The following is a 17525-nucleotide window of genomic DNA, read 5'->3' as shown; positions in this document are numbered from 1 at the left end:
CTATTTGCGGAACTGGTTGAGCGCCCGCAGCTTGTTCATCACGTCCAGTGCGGCGGTCTTGTAGGCCTCGGAGAACGTCGGGTAGTTGAACACCGCGTCGACGAGATATTCGACCGTTCCGCCGCACCCCATCACGGCCTGGCCGATGTGCACCAATTCGGTGGCCGCGGTGCCGAAGATGTGGACACCCAGCACCTTCAGGTCCTCGGTGGACACCAGTAGCTTCAACATGCCGTACGAGTCGCCGGCGATCTGGCCGCGGGCCAGCTCGCGGTAGCGGGACACGCCGACCTCGTAGGGGATGGCGTCCTTGGTGAGCTCTACCTCGGTGGCCCCGACGTAGGAGACCTCGGGGATCGAGTAGATGCCGATCGGCTGCTGCAGGCTCATGCCGGCCGTCGGCTCGCCGAAGGCGTGATAGGCGGCCAGCCGGCCCTGCTCCATCGACGTGGCGGCCAGGGCGGGGAAGCCGATGACGTCACCGACGGCGTAGATGTGGTCGACCTTGGTCTGGAATGTCTTGTCGTCCACGTAGATCCGGCCACGGTTGTCGGCCTCCAGGCCGGCGTTCTCCAGGCTGAGGTGGTCGGTCTGGCCCTGTCGGCCGGCCGAGTACATGACGGTCTCGGCGGGGATCTGTTTACCGCTGGCCAAGGTGGTGACGGTGCCGGCCGAGCCGACGTCGACGGCGGTCACCTCCTCGCCGAACCGGAACGTCACCGCCAGATCGCGCAGGTGGAATCGGAGCGCCTCGACGATCTCGGGATCGCAGAAGTCCAGCATGGAATCGCGCTTCTCCACGACGGTGACCTTGGTGCCCAGTGCGGCGAACATCGAGGCGTACTCGATGCCGATGACCCCGGCGCCGACCACCACCATCGAGCTCGGGATGGTCTTGAGGTCGAGGATGCCGTCGGAGTCCAGCACCCGGTTCTCGTCGAATTCGACGCCCGCGGGCCGGGCCGGTTTGGTGCCGGTGGCGATGATGACGTAGCGGCCGCTGATGGTGATGTGCTCGGCGCGACTGGGGTCCTCGATCTCGACGGTGTGCTCGTCGACGAACCGGCCGCGGCCGATGTAGAGCTCAATGCCGTTGCGCATCAACTGGTTACGCACCACGTCGACTTCTTTGCCGATCACATGCTGGGTGCGGGCGAGCAGATCTGCAGGGGTGATCTTGTCCTTGACCCGGTAGCTGGCCCCGTAGAGTTCGCGCTGGCTCATACCGGTCAGGTAGAGGACGGCCTCACGCAGTGTCTTGGACGGAATCGTCCCGGTTTGCACACACACCCCGCCGATCATCGTGCCCCGCTCGACGACGGCCACCGACTTGCCGAGCTTGGCCGCGGCGATGGCGGCCTTCTGGCCGCCAGGTCCCGATCCGATGACGACGAGGTCGTATTCCAAACCCATGAGGACAAGGTGTACGCCGGTTTGCCGAATCTCGCATGCCGACGATGTCAATACGACATGAACAAATCCGCTCTGACCGAGCATCGGTGCTGATCCCCAGTCCCGATTTCATCCACAGGACGGGTCTCCTCGGTGCGCGGTCGAGGCGGTCCCGACGGTGCCGATTGACAGCGTCACTGCCATGACCACACACGAACCCGACCACCGCATCACCCGCCCCGGCGCCATGATTGCCGCCCTGCCCGCCATCCTCGGCTTCGTGCCGGAACAATCGCTGGTCCTAATGTCCCTCGAGCACGGCGAGATGGGTGCTGTGATGCGCCTCGACCTGGCCAAGGCCCTCGACGGTGATCTCACGCAGCTCGCCGAGATCGCGTCGGCGTCGGGCGCGGACAGGGTGGTAGCGGTGATCGTGGATGCCGAGGGCGCGGGGTGCCCGATGTGCAACCAGGACTACCGCGAGCTGTGTGACGAGCTGACGACGGCACTGTCGGCACATGACATGGAGCTCTACGCGGGCCACGTCGTCGACCGGATCGAGGCCGGGGGCCGCTGGCATTGCGTCGACGGGTGCGGGGCGAACGGTGCGGTGGAGGATCCGATGGCCTCTCCGCTGGCGGCTGCTGCGGTCCTCGACGGTCGACGGCTGTATCGGCGGCGCTCCGACCTGCAGGCGGTGATCGCGGTGGCCGACGAACGGCGCAGTGCGGCACTGGTTCCGGTCATCTCCGATCGTGGCGAGGCGCGGGAAGTGGACTGGCGCACCGATCCCGACGGGTGCGGCCGTCGCGATGTGGAGGCGGCGATGGCACTCAGTGCCCGGGTATGCGACGGCGGGGAACTCGACGACACCGAGCTGGCGGGGCTGGCCTGCGCGCTGGGCGACGTCGCCGTTCGCGACACGCTGTATGCGCTGGCCGTCGGCGCCGACGCCGCGCGGGCCGAGGCGTTATGGGCACTGCTGGCGCGCACGCTTCCCGAGCCGTGGCGAATTGAAGCGCTTGTGCTACTGGCCTTTTCGGCCTATGCCCGGGGTGACGGCCCGCTGGCCGGCCTATCGTTGGAGGCGGCGCTGCGCAGCGATCCCGAGCATCGGATGGCCGGCATGCTCGACACCGCGCTGCAGTCCGGTCTGCGACCCGAGCAGATTCGGGAGCTGGCCAGCACCGGGTATCGGCTGGCCAAACAGCTCGGGGTCCGGCTTCCCCCGCGGCGCTCGTACGGCCGCCGCGCCGTGTGAGCTGGGCTAGACCTTCTCGACCTTGACCGCGTGAGCCATTTCGTGGGGGAGTTGCACGTTCTCGTGACCACCGATCACGATCGTCACACTGCCGACGGCGCTGTTCTCGACCTGCACGCGGGCGTTGGGCACCACGCCCGCGTCTTTGAGCTGGCCGATCAGTTCCACATCACCCTGGACGTGTTCGGTCAGCTGGCGGACAACCACGGCGACCGGGGTGCCCGGCGGCAGCTCGGTCAGTCGCACCAGGTGGGCATCCTCGCGCTGGTTCATGTCCAGCCCCAGCAGCGACAGGCCCGGGATCGGGTTGCCGAACGGGGACACAGTGGGGTCGTCGAGAACCTGCACCAGGCGGCGCTCGACGTCCTCGCTCATCACGTGCTCCCACTTGCAGGCTTCGGCGTGCACCTCCTCCCACGGCAACCCGATGACGTCCACCAACAGCCGCTCGGCCAGGCGGTGCTTCCGCATCACCGAAACGGCCAGCCCACGGCCCTTCTCGGTCAGTTCGAGGTGCCGGTCACCGGCCACATGCAGCAGGCCGTCGCGCTCCATGCGCGCCACTGTCTGGCTGACCGTCGGACCGCTCTGATCCAGCCGCTCCGCAATGCGTGCGCGCAGCGGGATCACACCCTCTTCTTCGAGGTCGTAGATCGTGCGGAGATACATCTCGGTGGTATCGACCAGGTCGTTCATGGGGCACCCTTCGTCGGGTCCGAGTCTACTTGGCGAGCTGGGGAAATGGTTGTGCAACACCATCGCCCACAGCAGCGTGCCCGCCGGCATCGCCGACGGGCACGCTAAGGGGGTTGCTTAATTAGCTGGCGTAGGAACGCAGCCGATCGGCTCGATCTCCGTTGCGCAACTTGGACATCACTTCGCGTTCGATCTGGCGGACCCGCTCCCGGGACAGGCCGAAGAGCTTGCCGATCTGGTCGAGGGTGCGGGGCTGGCCGTCGTCGAGGCCGAAGCGCAGCCGAATCACCTGCTGCTCACGCTCATCCAGCGTGGCCAGCACATGGCGGATGTCGGTGTGCAGCAGCTCGGCGATGACGGCGTTCTCGGCCGACATGGCTTCCGCGTCCTCGATGAAATCACCCAGCGGGGCTTCTTCGTCGCTGCCGACCGGCATGTCGAGGCTCACCGGGTCGCGGCTGTGCTCGAGCAGGTCGTTGATCTTCTCGACCGGGATACCGGACTCTTCGGCCAGTTCGTCGTCGGTGGCTTCGCGGCCCAGGCTCTGGTGCATCTCACGCTTGATCCGCGCCAGCTTGTTGACCTGCTCCACCAGGTGCACAGGCAGCCGGATGGTGCGGCTCTGGTCGGCCATGCCGCGGGTGATGGCCTGACGGATCCACCACGTCGCGTAGGTCGAGAACTTGAACCCCTTGGTGTAGTCGAACTTCTCCATCGCCCGGATGAGGCCCAGGTTGCCCTCCTGGATGAGGTCCAGCAGGGGCATACCGCGGCCGGTGTAGCGCTTCGCCAGCGAGACAACCAGGCGCAGGTTCGCCTCGAGCAGATGGCTGCGGGCGGCCTGGCCGTCGCGGACGATGATCGCGAGGTCACGCTTGCGGTTGTCGGACAGGCGCTTGCGGGTCTCCAGCAGATGGGCGGCGAACAAGCCCGCTTCGATGCGCTTGGCCAATTCGACCTCGTCCTCGGCGGTCAGCAGAGCGGTCTTGCCGATGCCGTTCAGATACACGCGCACCAGGTCCGCGGCTGGACTCTGGGCGTCCAGGTCGCTGTCAAATCGGCTGGTGGTGGCATTTGCCATGGTGGCCTCCTGATCGGCTGCAACTGTCACACGGTCCAACGTGCGATCGGAGCAAAGAGTTCCCGCGGCGTCGCCTTCTCACACCCTCTGACGTGCGGGAATACGGCGGAGCCCTGAGAATGTCCTGAGAAACGACCGCGCAGGCGGTCAGCGGGAACCGGGCTCGGCGCCACCGGCTGAATGCGGTTGCGTCGCGGAGATCCCGGGTTCGAGCGCGCGCCGCTCGGCGCGGGGGAACAGCTGGTTGCGGCGTCCGGTGTCGTTGAACCGACGCGGTTCCTCGGCCCGCCGCGGCGGGCGGTCGTTGGCGATCAGCACCGCGATCCACGGCAACGGCAGCGACACCGCGATGATCGCGAGCGAGATCAGTCCGTTGTGCCACAGCCCATAGGCGGCGGCCGCCAGGATCAGCGCCGGGATTCGAAACGACATGATCGTCAGATACTTCCGCACCCGCGCGCGATGCTGCTCTTCGTAGGGCGTCGAGGCGGCGGTGATGAGCACGGGCCGACCGTCGTCGTCGAATCCCAGCTCACGCTTCATACGTCCACTGTTCCACATTCGTCGGCCGTTATGCAGGCCGGTTTCGCGCCGTGGCTCGACCGGGCACAATGTCTGTCATGCAGACCCAGACGATCGAGCGCACCGACACCGACGAACGCGTCGACGACGGCACCGATGACGACGCGCCGAAGGTCTTCCACTATGTCAAGAAGGACAAGATCGCCGAGAGTGCGGTCATGGGAACCCACGTCGTCGCGCTGTGCGGTGAAGTGTTCCCGGTGACCCGTGCGGCCAAGCCCGGCTCGCCGGTCTGCCCGGACTGCAAGCGTGTCTACGAGAGCCTCAAGAAGGGCTGACCGGCGCCTTCGCTTCGGGCCCTTCGGGTTGCGGCGCCTGCTCGTCAGCGTCGACGTCCTTGTCGCCCAACGACTTCGCCTTGCGCTGTAACCACCTGCGCACCTGGTCGGCGTGCGGGGTCGGGGCCGGCCACTCCTCTTCGATCGCGGCATTGAGTTCGGCGCCGATCATGATCGCGAAGCCGAGGAAGAACGCGAACAGCAGGAACGCGATCGGTGTCGCCAGCGCCCCGTACGTGTAGCCGGTGCTGGTGATCCAGGTCAGATAGAACCGCAGGCCCATCGTGGCGATCACGAACACCGTCGTCGCCAGGATTGCGCCCCACACCAGGCGATGCGTGGGCAACGGCTTGGGCAGCGACACCCGGTAGAGGATGGTCACCGCCAGCACCAGGGCCAGCGCCAAGGTGGGGTAGTAGCCGTACTGCAGGATGTTGTCCCAGCTGTCGGGCAGGTATGAGGAGATCTTGCGCGGGCCGAGTGCGACGAACGGCGCGGCAGCGATGACGAAGACCAGCATCACCACGTAGAGCCCCAGCGCAAAGAATCGCTGCCGCACCGGATGACGCAGCGGCGTCTGGTCGTGGGCCTCCACCACCGAGTCGACGAAGGCCGAGATGGCTGACGAGCCGGCCCACAAGCTGATCACGAAACCCAGTGAGACCACCTCGCCGCGCGCCCCCTGCACGATGTCGTGCACGGTCGGCTCGATGATCTCGTTGACCACGTTCGTCGAGAAGAAGCTGTTGGCGAAGTTGATCAGCTGGTTCTCGATGGTCGGCAAGGTGTCCGGCCCGAACAGCGGCGCGATGTAGGCCAGGCTGCCCAGCATTCCCAGCAACAGCGGGGGAAGCGACAGGACCGACCAGAACCCCGCCTGGGCCGACTCGGAGAAAATCGAGTCGTCCCAGCTCTTGGACAGTGTCCGTTTCGAGATTCGCCAGATGTGATGGCGCGAGGGCTTCGCAGGCTGGTCAGTCATGACCAGACCAGCATTCCTGACGACGGCAGTCCTGCCCAGCGACGTGGCCGTGAGTTGCGGTTATGCCTCCGACGCTGCGACTTCGATCACCGCGGCCAACTCGACGAGCTTGGCCTGGTGCTCGTTTGCGTGGTGCTGGCAGAACAGGAGCTCGGCACCGGAAGGGAGCTTGGCGCGGACCCGGGCGGCCGCACCACAGCGGTCGCAGCGATCAGCCTTGGTCAATTCGGGACTGGTCAGGGTCGCGTTCATTTGGGCTCCTCCGTAAGGTGCTCAGCGCTTCGGTGATTCGGTGCCACCGTCACGTATCTCCACTGTCTCAGACGTTCTCTGTTTCGGCCTTGTTCCCCGGGGGTTTAACGCTGTGTCGTGTCTCACGCCCTGTCCTGTTGCGGGTGGTGCAGTGTGGTCGTATGTACCCGAATCCGGAATTCTTACTCCACCTGTGCGGACAGCGGGAATGGGACGCCGCCGAGGCCGTCGGCGAACTTTGCCCCCCATCGTTGAGCGAAGTCGGATTCATCCACCTGTCGACGCGTGAGCAGGTGCACCTGCCCGCCAACCGGCTCTACGCCGGCCGGACGGACCTGGTTCTGCTGCACATCGACCCGCAAGGGCTGGACGCACCCGTGCGATGGGAACCTGGAGTGCCAACGGATCTGGAGTCGATGAGGTTCCCGCACCTGTACGGTCGGCTGCCCACGGCTGCGGTAATGAACGTCACCCGGTATCAGCCCGGTTCGGATGGCCGGTTTCCGCCGTTCGCGACCTCGACGTAGGCGTCGGCCTCGATCTCGACCAGCAGCCCGGGCTCGATGAGGGCGGCCACCTCGACCATGGTGGCGGCGGGGCGGATGGCTCCGAAGAACTCGGCGTGGACGGCACCGACGTCGCGCCAGCGCGAGATGTCGGTGACGAAGATTCGGGTGCGGATCACGTCGGACCGGGCGGCGCCCAGCTCCGAAAGCGCTTTCTCGATGCGGTGCAACGCATTTCGGGCCTGTTCGGCGATATCGGTGCCCGGGGCCGTCGTGCCGGAGACGGCGATGACCGCACCCGTCCGCACCGCACGCGAGTACCCGACCTCAGCCTCGTAGGCGGATTCCGAGGAGAGGTTCACCCGATCGGTCACGCCGGTCAGGGTAGGCGGGTGTAACGCGCCCGCGCATCCGAGTTTTTCGCCCCGGTTGTCGCGGATGGTCTGCGACGTGAGTTCTCGTCGATCAGTTCGTGCCCGCGCCGCCCTCGCCGCCCGCGCCCCCGGTGCCGCCATGGCCGCCAACGCCGCCGGATTGGGATTGGCCCGGGCCGCCGGTGCCGCCGGTGTCGCCCGGGTTGGCGCCGTTGACGCCGGAGCCGCCCGTGCCGCCGGCGCCGCCCGTGCCGCCGGCGCCGCCGACGTTCGTCTGTCCGTTTTCGGCGTTGCCGCCAAAGCCGCCGGTGCCGCCGGTACCGCCGCGTCCGCCGGACTTCACCGTTCCCAGACCGCCGCTGCCTCCGGTGCCGCCGGTGCCGCCGGCGCCGGCGGTATTGGTCTGTCCGAAGTCGAAGTTCACGCCGCCGAAGCCTCCGGTGCCGCCCGTGCCGCCGGTGCCGCCGGTAGCTCCGGTGCCGCCCTGGCCGCCGGTGCCGCCCGAGCCGCCGGCACCGCCGTCGAAACCGTTACCGCCCGGACCGCCGGTGCCGCCGTAGCCGCCGTTGCCGCCGGCGCCACCGATCTGGGTGCCGGTGCCGCCCTGGCCGCCGTTGCCGGCCGGGCCGCCATTACCTTCGGATGCCAGTCCGCCTGCACCGCCCGTGCCGCCAGCGCCGCCGGTAGCTCCGGTACCACCCTGGCCGCCGTTGCCGCCGTCCCCGCCGGTTTTGCCGGTGCCGCCCTGGCCGCCGGTGCCGCCCCGGCCACCGAGTTGGCCGCCGTTGCCACCGCTGCCGCCGTTGCCGCCGACGCCGGCGAATTCTGTTGTGAATGAGCCGCCACCGGCGCCGCCGGTCCCACCGTCGCCGCCGTTGCCGGTGTTGCCGTCAAGGCCGAAGAGGCCGAACAACCCCCCTCGTCCGCCTGCCCCGCCATCCCCACCGTTGCCACCGTCGCCACCGGTTCCGCCGAATGTCGGGGTGTCGTTGGCTCCGTTGCCGCCGCCTCCACCGACGCCGCCCGCTCCGCCGTCGCCGCCGCGCCCGAAGAAGAAGCCACCGGCGCCGCCGCTGCCGCCGTTGCCGCCGTGCCCGCCGTCGTCACCGGGAATCGTGGCTGAGGTGCCGGTGACACCGGCCCCGCCGTTCCCACCGCGGCCGAAGAAGAAGCCGCCCGCTCCGCCGTTGCCGCCGTCGAGGCCGTTCCCCCCGTTGCCCAACAGCAGGCCGGCGTTACCGCCGTTGCACGCGGCACCGACGCAACCTGGCTGGGCGTCGGCGCCGTTGCCGATGAAGATGCCGATGACGGGAACGTCGCGGATGGAGATGTTGCTCACGGCCGCAGCCAGCGCGGTGGGGGAGATGGTGTCGGCAGTGGCCGTCTGACTGCCGGAAGGGCACTCCGTGTTCGTCATCAGACACCGCAGGCCGCTCGGCGTGGACGCCTCGGCCGGGGCAGCCTGTGCGGTACCCGCAGTGGTCAGAAGCAGGCCGGCGCCGGCGAACGCGGCTCCGATGGTGAGGCACACGGCTGGTTTTGAGACGGAGAAATTCCGCCGCGAAGCAGAGCGTGGAGACACGGGAACCCCTTCGGCTGGAGGTCTGGGTTGAGCTGACCGTGTCGATCATGGCACCCGAGTACCGCCGCCCACGGGAATTTGACGCCGACGAAGAGAGATTCGCCGGGAGAGGGTTCGCGGTGGGCTGCGCGATCTACCGTTGCGAAGCAATCCCGCAAATGCCTTGTGCTGCAAGGCTTTACCAAGGCCTTGTGTCCCCTAGTCCAGGTAGTCGCGCAGCACCTGAGACCGGCTGGGGTGGCGCAGCTTGCTCATGGTCTTCGACTCGATCTGGCGGATCCGCTCGCGGGTCACGCCGTAGACCTGTCCGATCTCGTCGAGGGTGCGGGGCTGGCCGTCGGTCAGGCCGAATCGCAGCCGCACCACGCCGGCTTCGCGCTCGGAGAGCGTCTCGAGCACCGACTGCAGCTGATCCTGCAGCAGCGTGAAGGAGACGGCGTCGACGGCCACGACGGCCTCGCTGTCCTCGATGAAATCGCCGAGCTGGCTGTCGCCCTCGTCGCCGATGGTCTGGTCCAGCGAGATCGGCTCACGTGCGTACTGCTGGATCTCCAGCACCTTCTCCGGCGTGATGTCCATTTCCTTGGCCAGCTCTTCTGGAGTGGGCTCGCGGCCCAGATCCTGAAGCAGCTCGCGCTGGATGCGGCCGAGTTTGTTGATGACCTCGACCATGTGCACCGGGATGCGGATGGTGCGGGCCTGGTCGGCCATCGCGCGGGTGATCGCCTGCCGGATCCACCACGTTGCGTACGTGGAGAACTTGTAGCCCTTGGTGTAGTCGAACTTCTCCACCGCGCGGATCAGACCGAGGTTGCCTTCCTGGATGAGGTCCAGGAACGCCATGCCGCGGCCGGTGTAGCGCTTGGCGAGCGACACCACCAGGCGCAGGTTGGCTTCCAGCAGATGGTTTTTCGCGCGGTCGCCGTCGCGGCAGATCCACTGCATGTCGCGACGCTGCTGCACTGGCAGCTTCTCGCCCTTGTCGGTCTTCTCGGCCATCAGCTGGGTGGCGTAGAGGCCGGCCTCGATCCGCTTGGCGAGCTCGACCTCCTCCTCGGCGTTGAGCAGCGCGACCTTGCCGATCTGCTTGAGGTAGGCGCGGACCGAGTCGGCCGACGCGGTCAGCTCGGCGTCTTTGCGGGCCTGTCGCAGCGCCTCGGACTCTTCTTCGTCCCACACGAAGTCGCCGGAGGCCTTGTCCTTCTCCGATGGCTCGGAGATGTCCTCGTCGTCGGCGGCGTCGCCCTCGGCGGCGGGGGCTTTCTTGGCGGCCACGGCGACGGTTTCCTCGCCGTCCTCGGCCTCGTCGTCGGCGGGTTCCTCAGCGTCGTCGTCGGCGACGTCCTCGAGATCATCGAGGACCAGATCGTCGTCGACTACCTCGAGCTCGGGGTCGACGTCGAGGTCGCCGTCGAGTTCGTCATCGGCGCCGAGTTCAGCATCGCCATCGGCGGCACCCTCGGCGGGCACGGTGTCCTTCTTGCGGCCGCGCGCGGCCGCCTTCTTGGCGGGCGCCTTCGCGGCGCGGGCCTTGGCCGGGGCGGCCGTCTCGTCGAGGATCTCGGAATCGCCGGCTTCCGCAGCGGCGGCGCGGGGCGCCGCCTTGGTGGCGCGCTTGGCGGGCGCGGAACCGTTGGCGGCCTTGGCCGCCGGCTTCTTCGCGGGAGTCTTGGTGGCGGTGCGCTTCACCGGCTCTTCGGTTGCCGGGCTTGCTTTCGTCGCTGCCACGTACACCCTTTCGGTCGTGCTGGCTCTCGGTGGGCGCAGGGCTCCACCGATAGCGTCGGCTATGAGGACTGTTGGCGTGGATCTCGGTTTGCGGATACTCGCCGCTATCCGGTAGGCGGCCGCCGTCGACCATTGTAACGACAGTGAGCGCATCTACCGCGCCGAGCGGTGAAAATCAGCGTGTGACGTCGGCTTGAGCCGCCATCGCCGCGCCGACGATGCCCGCCTCGTTCTGCAGTTCCGCGGCAACCACGGGGGTCCGGTTTTTCAGAAGCGGTATCCACTTCTCGGACTTACGGCTGATGCCGCCGCCGGCGATGAACAAGTCAGGCCAGATCGCATTCTCGATGCTGACCAGCACTTTCGTGACTTCCTCTGTCCACCGGTCGTAACTCCAGTCCTTGCGTTCCTTCACCGAGGAGGCGGCGCGGTGCTCGGCCTCCTTGCCGCCCACCTCGAGGTGGCCGAACTCGGTGTTGGGCAGCAACTGGCCGTTGTGAATCACTGCCGAGCCGATTCCGGTGCCGAACGTGAGCAACACGACGACGCCGGGCTTGTTGCGCCCGGCACCGTACCGTTGCTCAGCCAGACCGGCGGCGTCGGCGTCGTTGAGCACGGTGACGTGCTGGCCGCCCAGCGCGGCGCTGATGACGTCGGCGGCATTGGTGCCGATCCAGCCCTTGTCGACGTTGGCCGCGGTCTGCACGACTCCGTTGACCACCACGCCGGGGTAGGTGACGCCCAGGGGTCCGGTCCAGCCGAAGTGCCGCACCACCTCGGCGACGGTCGCCGCGACCGCTTCGGGCGTCGAGGGCTGCGGAGTGAGCATCTTGAAGCGGTCCCCGACGAGCTTGCCGGTGTCGAGATCCACGACGCCGCCCTTGACCCCGCTGCCGCCGACGTCGACCCCGAAGCCGTGATTCTGTCCGGGGGTGGGAGGTTCGGTCTCTGGCATGGGCTGCTCCTCGGCGAGGCGGGCGGTCTGCGCGATTGCCCACACTAGTGGCTGTGCGCCCCTCTGTGCTGCGATAAGCCGGTGACCGACAACCGGCCTGAGCAATTACGGGAGGTGGCCGAGCAGTTGGCCGCCGAAGCCGCCGCATTCGTCCGCCGCCGGCGCGGCGAGATCCTCGGCGACGAGCGCGACGCGTTCGGCTCGGAATCAGTCCACACCAAGAGCACGCCAACCGACCCGGTGACCATTGTGGACACCGAAACCGAACTGCTCGTGCGGGATCGGCTGGCCGCACTACGGCCCGGTGAGGCGATCCTCGGCGAGGAGGGCGGCGGTCCGGCGGTCGGTGCGGACGCCGGAGTCTGCTGGGTGATCGACCCGATCGACGGGACGGTCAACTTCGTCTACGGCATTCCGGCGTACGCGATTTCGATCGGCGCACAGCTCGGCGGCGTGCCGGTCGCGGGGGCAGTCGTCGATGTGGTCAGCGGTGACGTGTACTCGGCGGCCGCGGGTCACGGTGCCCACGTGCAGCGCGACGGGCAGCGCCGAACCCTTCGCTGCAGTGCGGTGACCGAGCTGTCGATGGCGCTGGTGGGCACCGGGTTCGGTTACGCCCCGCAGCGGCGCGCCGAACAGTCCGAGATCCTGGCCAGGCTGCTGCCGCAGATACGGGACATCCGCCGGATCGGGTCGGCGGCACTGGATCTGTGCCTGGTCGCCGCGGGACGCCTCGACGCTCACTACGAGCACGGCCTGCATGTCTGGGACTGGGCGGCCGGGGCGCTCATCGCGGCCGAAGCGGGCGCGCTGGTGGAGCTGCCGCCCGTCGACGAGGAAGGCGGGTTGGCGGTGGCCGCGGCGCCCGGTATCGCGGCCGCGCTCAGCGAGGCGCTGGAACGCGCCGGAGGCTTACGGCCGCTGCCATAGCCGCTCAGCAGGTGCCGTTGTGGATCTTGGTCACCAGCGCCGAGTCGGCGGTTTCGGTGGCATCCGGGCGCAGGCCGGCCAGCACGGCGTCGATGTCGTCGCTGTGCGCCAGCGTGGTGAAGTCGGTGCCGATCGCGAGATCCACCGAATCGTCCTTGCGGTCGTCCTGGAACAGCTCGACGCAGGGCGCCACCAGCCAGACCGCTGCCGCACCGGCCCGGCCGCTGGAACCGAAGCGGATCTGGCCCTGGCAGGTCAGCCGGGTGCTGGCATAGATCGGATCGTTGGCCGCGGTGGGCTGGGCGAAGCCGAGGTCCCGCAGGGCGCCTGCGACTTCGCCGGCCTGACCGCCCTGGCCGCTGGCGTTGAGAACCCGGATCTTGGTGTCCACGAGCTTGGCCGGGGCGACGTCGAGCATCGAGGCGTGCGACACCTGTTCGCCGAGCTTGGGGGCGGCCGGGTCGGTGGCCGGTGGCGGCGGGTTGCAGGTCGCCGCCTCGCGCACGTCGACCGGGCGGGTCAGCACGAACGCCCACACCACGGCGGTGATCGCGAACATGACGCCGAGGGCGATGATTCCGGGCAGGTAGTTGCGCCGACGGAACGGACGACCGTTCTTGTCGAAGGCCGTGCCCTCTGTGATTTGAGCGACCACGGATGCACTCTAGAGGCAGTGGGTGGGGGCCCGCGGAACACGCCCGTTGAACCAGATCAATCTGTGTGACGTAAATCACACGCAGATATGGGTGATCTGGGCACGAATTGTTTGGTGGATCCGTTCGACGCTGATACAAAGCCATGCTGAGGTTTGGAGGGGACAAGAGATGGCTACCGACTACGACGCCCCACGGCGCACCGAGACCGACGAGGTCTCTGAGGATTCGCTCGAGGAGCTGAAGGCACGCCGCAACGAGGCGCAGTCGGCCGTTGTCGATGTCGACGAAACCGATTCCGCCGAGAATTTCGAGCTGCCGGGCGCTGACCTGTCCGGCGAGGAGTTGTCAGTCCGGGTTGTTCCGAAACAGGCCGACGAGTTCACCTGCTCGAGTTGTTTCCTGGTGCATCACCGCAGCCGGCTCGCCAGCGACAAGAACGGCGTGATGATCTGCACGGACTGCGCCGCGTAGCTCAGCTCCCGTCCCGCGACGATGCTGCCGAGGGGCCTGGCTGAGGAGGAGCGGGACAATCAGGTCCTCAGCGCGGACAGCACCCGATCGGGGTGGCGGGCGCTGACCAGCCAATATGGCGTCGGGTCGTCCGGATCGTCGAGGACGACCAGGACCAGCGGGCCGATCCAGCCCCGGTGCACGACGTAGGCGGCCGGATCGAGTTGGCGGCCCAGCGCCGCCGACTTGGCCGTACGGGGAATCTCCGCCGAGCGCGACACCACCGACATGGGCAGGTGGGCCTGACCGGCCCACAGTTCGACGTCGGCTCCATCGGTGACCACCCGGACCTCGGTGCGACTCAGCCACAGCAATACGCCGACCGCGACGGCGCCCAGCAGCGAGTAGGGCAGCCAGACGGGCAGCGTGCGCACACCCATGGTGACTTCCTTGGCGATCAGTGCTGCCAGCCCCAGGCCGAGCGGCCACCACCACCACGGCACCCAGAGCCGCTCGCGGTACCGCACGGTTTGCGAGGTCACACGCGAACCGGACACGCGGCCAAGGGTAGTCTGTGGCATCGTGCCGACCAGTCTCGCGGTGGTTCGCCTCGACCGCGATCTCCCGATGCCCAGCCGCGCCCACGATGGCGACGCGGGTGTGGATTTGTTCAGTGCGCACGACGTCGACCTGGCGCCTGGCCACCGTGCCCTGGTGGGCACCGGGATCGCGGTGGCGATCCCGCACGGCATGGTCGGCCTGGTTCACCCGCGCTCCGGTTTGGCTGCGCGCGTTGGACTTTCGATCGTCAACAGCCCCGGCACGATCGACGCCGGCTATCGCGGCGAAGTGAAAGTGTCGTTGATCAACCTCGACCCCACCACGCCGATCACTATCCGGCGCGGTGACCGCATCGCTCAACTGCTGGTTCAGCGGGTCGAACTCCCAGAGCTGGTCGAGGTGGCCTCGTTCGACGAGGCCGGACTGGCTGACACCACACGTGGCGTGGGCGGCTACGGATCCTCCGGCGGACATGCGAGTTTGTGATGGCATTCGGCAGACGTAAGAACGAACCTGCGACCCCTGCGGACGACACGCCCGCCGCCGAGGTCCCGGAAGCGGCCTCGGCCGCCGAGCCCGACGAGGTCGACGAGGTCGACGCCGACTATGACGGCGGCCCTTTCGATGTCGAGGATTTCGACAACCCCGACGACGCCCTGGAGGCGCGCCTGGACCTGGGCTCCGTGCTGGTGCCGATGCCCGCGGCCGGCCAGATTCAGGTGGAGCTGAACGAGGTTGGCGTTCCGAGCGCGGTGTGGGTGGTCACGCCGAACGGGCGGTTCACCATCGCTGCCTACGCGGCACCGAAGTCGCCGGGCCTGTGGCGCGAAGTGGCCAAAGAGCTGGCCGACTCGCTGCGCAAGGACAACGCCCAGGTGTCCATCCAGTCCGGCCCGTGGGGGCGCGAGGTGGTCGGTATCGGCGCCGGTGTGGTGCGTTTCATCGGGGTCGACGGCTACCGCTGGATGATCCGCTGCGTGGTCAACGGCGCACCGGAAGCCATGGAGAACCTCGTTGCCGAGGCACGAGAAGCGTTGGGCGACACCGTCGTACGACGCGGTGACACGCCGCTGCCGGTGCGCACGCCACTACCGGTCCAGCTGCCCGAGCCGATGCTCGAGCAGTTGCGGCAGGCCGCCGCCCAGCAGGCGCAGATGGTTGCCGCCCAACAGGCACTGGTACAGGAGCAACAGGCGCAGGGCCAGCCGCCGACCGAGCGGCGCAGCGCGTCGGGCTCGGCCATGCAGCAGCTGCGCAGCTCCAGCACCGGCGGCTGATCACACCCCCGGGTTGCTTCGCTGCAGCCCGCCGAACCCGCTCGCTTCGTCGAGGGCCGCCAGACACGCCGCCCCCAGCACTGACGGGTCGGGGCCGAAGTCGTCGAGGCTGACCGTGCGCAGCGCCGCGCGCGGCGCCGCCGACACCCACTCCAGCGCCACCTCCAGTGGATGGATCGGGTCGTCGACCGCGCCGACCACGCCCATCGGCACGCTCAGCCGTTCCAGGTCGGTGATGTTCGGTGCGACGTAGCTCGCGGCCTCCTCCATCGCATCGGGCAATTCGGGCCATTGGCCCAGCCAGCTCCGGGTGAGCTCGTCGGCCAGCCAGGCCGGGCTCGACGCCCGCATCTGTGCGGTCGTGGCGACCAGGCCGGCCGTGCGCAACTGGTGGGCGGTGTGCCGGGCCGACAGGGCGGCCGGAGCCGACGGCGCCGCACCGGTCCACGCCGGCAGCGCGACCAGTACGGCCACCGCATGGCTGGGGTGGGCCAGGGCCCACGCGGTCGTCACCGCCGCCCCGATGGATACCCCGCCGACGATGATCGGGCCCTGACGGGCGGCATTGTCGAGTGCTTCGAGGTAACTGGCGACCAGGCGGGCCGGTTGCGGCGGTGGCGTCGTCACCACCGCGCCGACCGCGTGCAACGGCCCGGCGAACGCCCGGTAGACGTAGTCGTCGTCGGAACCGGTGCCCGGCAGCAGCACCGCCGTGGTGCCGCGGAATGTGATCGTCATCTCATGATCCTGCCTGTGGCGGATTAGCAAGGGCTGCCGCGGGTATGCCATGTGGCAGCGCGGGCACGCGAGATGGCGTCGCGGAACCAACAGGTCTACCGTTGCGTTGGCATTGTGATCCGCTGAAGTATCAGGAGAGGCCATGGCTACGGCCGAAAGTTTTGTCCGCCGTCTCACCCGTCGGTTGACGGAGGATCCTGAGCAGCGCGATGTCGAAGAGCTCACCGACGAGGCCGCGGGCACCGGAGCGCAGCGAGCAATCGATTGCCAGCGCGGCCAGGAAGTCACGATGGTGGGGACCCTGCGCAGTGTCGAGACGAATGCCAAGGGGTGCGCCGGCGGGGTGCGGGCCGAGTTGTTCGACGGCACCGACACCGTGATGCTGGTCTGGCTGGGACAGCGCCGAATCGCCGGAATCGAATCGGGACGCGCTCTGCGAGTACGCGGCCGGCTGGGCACGCTGGAGAACGGTGCCAAGGCGATCTACAACCCGCATTACGAGATCCAGACTTGAGTCTTCCCGTCGAGGACAGCGATCGGTCCCCACACTCCGAGGACGTCGAGTCGCCTCCTGAGAAGACGCCGGCGCAGGCGTTGCTGGCCCAGATGGGCGGCATCAGCGGCCTGATCTACTCCGCGCTACCCGTCGCGGTGCTGGTACCCGTCAACTCCGCATTCGGCCTGATGCCCGCCATCTACGCCGCGCTCGGCGTCGCCGGACTGATCTTGGTGTGGCGCCTGATCCGCCGCGACTCGGTGCAGCCCGCCATCTCCGGCTTCATCGGCGTCGGGATCAGCGCGCTGATCGCCTGGATTGTCGGGGCATCGAAGGGCTATTTCCTACTCGGCATCTGGTCATCGTTGATCTGGGCGTCGGTGTTCGCGGTGTCGGTCCTGATCCGCCGGCCGATCGTCGGCTACGCCTGGAGCTGGATTCAAAGCCACGACCGCACCTGGCGCGGTAACCGGCGCGCGGTACTGGCTTTCGACATCGCGACCCTGACCTGGGTACTGGTGTTCGCGTCGCGGTTCGTGGTGCAACGCCACCTGTACGACCTCGACCAGACCGGCTGGCTCGGGGTGGCCCGCATCTCGATGGGCTGGCCGCTGACGGCGGTCGCCGCGTTGGTCACCTACCTGGCGATCCGCGTCGCCCAACGGGCGATACACGCCGGGCACGCCGGGCACAATGTCCCCGGTGCCGCGCCGGCCGCCGACTGAGCACATCCCCGGGTCGCTTCGCT

At 68.1% G+C, this 17525-nt stretch carries 22 protein-coding genes; 9 read left to right on the top strand and 13 right to left on the bottom strand.

Features of this window, described 5'->3' with window-relative positions; translation table 11 throughout:
- Window positions 1-1413: a Si-specific NAD(P)(+) transhydrogenase gene (gene sthA, locus HPC46_RS08450; protein ID WP_179468712.1), complete on the bottom strand. Its 1413-nt coding sequence runs from the start codon at window positions 1411-1413 to the stop codon at window positions 1-3.
- A 181-nt stretch (window positions 1414-1594) separates the two neighbouring features.
- Here sthA and HPC46_RS08445 point away from each other — a divergent pair, with 181 nt between their 5' ends.
- On the top strand, window positions 1595-2653 hold the full coding sequence (locus tag HPC46_RS08445) for a DUF4192 domain-containing protein (protein ID WP_179468710.1): 1059 nt from the start codon (window positions 1595-1597) through the stop codon (window positions 2651-2653).
- A gap of 6 nt (window positions 2654-2659) precedes the next feature.
- Here HPC46_RS08445 and HPC46_RS08440 read toward each other — a convergent pair whose 3' ends face one another.
- From HPC46_RS08440 to HPC46_RS08430, 3 genes are all read right to left on the bottom strand, one after another.
- A complete protein-coding gene (locus HPC46_RS08440; RefSeq protein WP_179468708.1) occupies window positions 2660-3349 on the bottom strand; it encodes an iron-dependent transcriptional repressor DtxR in 690 nt (229 codons plus the stop codon).
- Between the two features lie 121 nt (window positions 3350-3470).
- Window positions 3471-4460: a sigma-70 family RNA polymerase sigma factor gene (locus HPC46_RS08435; RefSeq protein ID WP_325096599.1), complete on the bottom strand. Its 990-nt coding sequence runs from the start codon at window positions 4458-4460 to the stop codon at window positions 3471-3473.
- Window positions 4461-4577: 117 nt separating this feature from the next.
- Complete coding sequence (locus tag HPC46_RS08430) at window positions 4578-4991, bottom strand: DUF3099 domain-containing protein (protein WP_179468706.1); 414 nt, start codon at window positions 4989-4991, stop codon at window positions 4578-4580.
- A gap of 59 nt (window positions 4992-5050) precedes the next feature.
- On the opposite strand from HPC46_RS08430, the gene HPC46_RS08425 reads away from it, so the two are divergent.
- Window positions 5051-5290 carry a DUF3039 domain-containing protein gene (locus HPC46_RS08425; protein ID WP_036425466.1) on the top strand — a complete coding sequence of 80 codons (240 nt, stop codon included), beginning with the start codon at window positions 5051-5053 and terminating at the stop codon, window positions 5288-5290.
- On the opposite strand, the gene HPC46_RS08420 is transcribed toward HPC46_RS08425, so the two are convergent.
- Window positions 5277-6272, bottom strand: a complete 996-nt coding sequence (locus tag HPC46_RS08420) for a YihY/virulence factor BrkB family protein (protein ID WP_179468704.1) — start codon at window positions 6270-6272, stop codon at window positions 5277-5279. The two genes, HPC46_RS08425 and HPC46_RS08420, sit on opposite strands and share 14 nt — an antisense overlap.
- 60 nt (window positions 6273-6332) lie before the next feature.
- Complete coding sequence (locus HPC46_RS08415; protein ID WP_108059338.1) at window positions 6333-6524, bottom strand: DUF7455 domain-containing protein; 192 nt, start codon at window positions 6522-6524, stop codon at window positions 6333-6335.
- A 161-nt stretch (window positions 6525-6685) separates the two neighbouring features.
- On the opposite strand from HPC46_RS08415, the gene HPC46_RS08410 reads away from it, so the two are divergent.
- Window positions 6686-7051, top strand: coding sequence for a DUF952 domain-containing protein (locus tag HPC46_RS08410; RefSeq protein ID WP_179468702.1), 366 nt, complete (start codon window positions 6686-6688; stop codon window positions 7049-7051).
- On the opposite strand, the gene HPC46_RS08405 is transcribed toward HPC46_RS08410, so the two are convergent.
- From HPC46_RS08405 to ppgK, 4 genes are all read right to left on the bottom strand, one after another.
- Window positions 7003-7404: a RidA family protein gene (locus HPC46_RS08405; protein WP_325096598.1), complete on the bottom strand. Its 402-nt coding sequence runs from the start codon at window positions 7402-7404 to the stop codon at window positions 7003-7005. The two genes, HPC46_RS08410 and HPC46_RS08405, sit on opposite strands and share 49 nt — an antisense overlap.
- A 91-nt stretch (window positions 7405-7495) precedes the next feature.
- On the bottom strand, window positions 7496-8935 hold the full coding sequence (locus HPC46_RS08400) for a hypothetical protein (protein WP_179468697.1): 1440 nt from the start codon (window positions 8933-8935) through the stop codon (window positions 7496-7498).
- A 249-nt stretch (window positions 8936-9184) separates the two neighbouring features.
- Complete coding sequence (locus HPC46_RS08395; RefSeq protein WP_407665480.1) at window positions 9185-10714, bottom strand: RNA polymerase sigma factor; 1530 nt, start codon at window positions 10712-10714, stop codon at window positions 9185-9187.
- A 175-nt stretch (window positions 10715-10889) separates the two neighbouring features.
- Complete coding sequence (gene ppgK / locus HPC46_RS08390) at window positions 10890-11669, bottom strand: polyphosphate--glucose phosphotransferase (protein WP_179468693.1); 780 nt, start codon at window positions 11667-11669, stop codon at window positions 10890-10892.
- Window positions 11670-11750: 81 nt separating this feature from the next.
- On the opposite strand from ppgK, the gene HPC46_RS08385 reads away from it, so the two are divergent.
- Entirely contained in the window at window positions 11751-12599 is an 849-nt protein-coding gene (locus HPC46_RS08385) for an inositol monophosphatase family protein (RefSeq protein ID WP_325096597.1), read from the top strand.
- A gap of 4 nt (window positions 12600-12603) precedes the next feature.
- On the opposite strand, the gene cei is transcribed toward HPC46_RS08385, so the two are convergent.
- Window positions 12604-13254 carry an envelope integrity protein Cei gene (gene cei, locus HPC46_RS08380; RefSeq protein WP_179468691.1) on the bottom strand — a complete coding sequence of 217 codons (651 nt, stop codon included), beginning with the start codon at window positions 13252-13254 and terminating at the stop codon, window positions 12604-12606.
- Window positions 13255-13423: 169 nt separating this feature from the next.
- Here cei and HPC46_RS08375 point away from each other — a divergent pair, with 169 nt between their 5' ends.
- Window positions 13424-13726 carry a DUF4193 domain-containing protein gene (locus HPC46_RS08375; protein WP_005145714.1) on the top strand — a complete coding sequence of 101 codons (303 nt, stop codon included), beginning with the start codon at window positions 13424-13426 and terminating at the stop codon, window positions 13724-13726.
- A 59-nt stretch (window positions 13727-13785) separates the two neighbouring features.
- On the opposite strand, the gene HPC46_RS08370 is transcribed toward HPC46_RS08375, so the two are convergent.
- Window positions 13786-14262 carry a DUF3093 domain-containing protein gene (locus tag HPC46_RS08370; protein ID WP_179468689.1) on the bottom strand — a complete coding sequence of 159 codons (477 nt, stop codon included), beginning with the start codon at window positions 14260-14262 and terminating at the stop codon, window positions 13786-13788.
- Between the two features lie 25 nt (window positions 14263-14287).
- Between HPC46_RS08370 and dut the strand changes: the two genes are divergently transcribed.
- A complete protein-coding gene (dut, locus tag HPC46_RS08365) occupies window positions 14288-14752 on the top strand; it encodes a dUTP diphosphatase (RefSeq protein ID WP_179468687.1) in 465 nt (154 codons plus the stop codon).
- Window positions 14749-15543 (top strand): DUF3710 domain-containing protein, encoded by a 795-nt coding sequence (locus HPC46_RS08360; RefSeq protein ID WP_407665479.1) that lies wholly within the window; start codon window positions 14749-14751, stop codon window positions 15541-15543. Before dut ends, HPC46_RS08360 begins: the two co-directional genes overlap by 4 nt.
- Here the strand turns inward: HPC46_RS08360 and HPC46_RS08355 are convergent, their stop codons facing one another.
- A complete protein-coding gene (locus HPC46_RS08355; protein ID WP_179468683.1) occupies window positions 15544-16281 on the bottom strand; it encodes an alpha/beta fold hydrolase in 738 nt (245 codons plus the stop codon).
- 142 nt (window positions 16282-16423) lie between these two features.
- On the opposite strand from HPC46_RS08355, the gene HPC46_RS08350 reads away from it, so the two are divergent.
- Entirely contained in the window at window positions 16424-16795 is a 372-nt protein-coding gene (locus HPC46_RS08350; protein ID WP_005145730.1) for an OB-fold nucleic acid binding domain-containing protein, read from the top strand.
- Window positions 16792-17502, top strand: a complete 711-nt coding sequence (locus HPC46_RS08345) for a DUF3159 domain-containing protein (protein WP_179468681.1) — start codon at window positions 16792-16794, stop codon at window positions 17500-17502. Before HPC46_RS08350 ends, HPC46_RS08345 begins: the two co-directional genes overlap by 4 nt.
- Window positions 17503-17525: the final 23 nt, after the last annotated feature.

The organism is Mycolicibacterium vinylchloridicum (assembly GCF_013404075.1).
In the GTDB taxonomy this organism is placed as follows: Bacteria; Actinomycetota; Actinomycetes; order Mycobacteriales; family Mycobacteriaceae; genus Mycobacterium; species Mycobacterium vinylchloridicum.
Note: the sequence above shows the minus strand (reverse complement) of the source record. Positions and strands in the feature narration are given on the sequence as shown.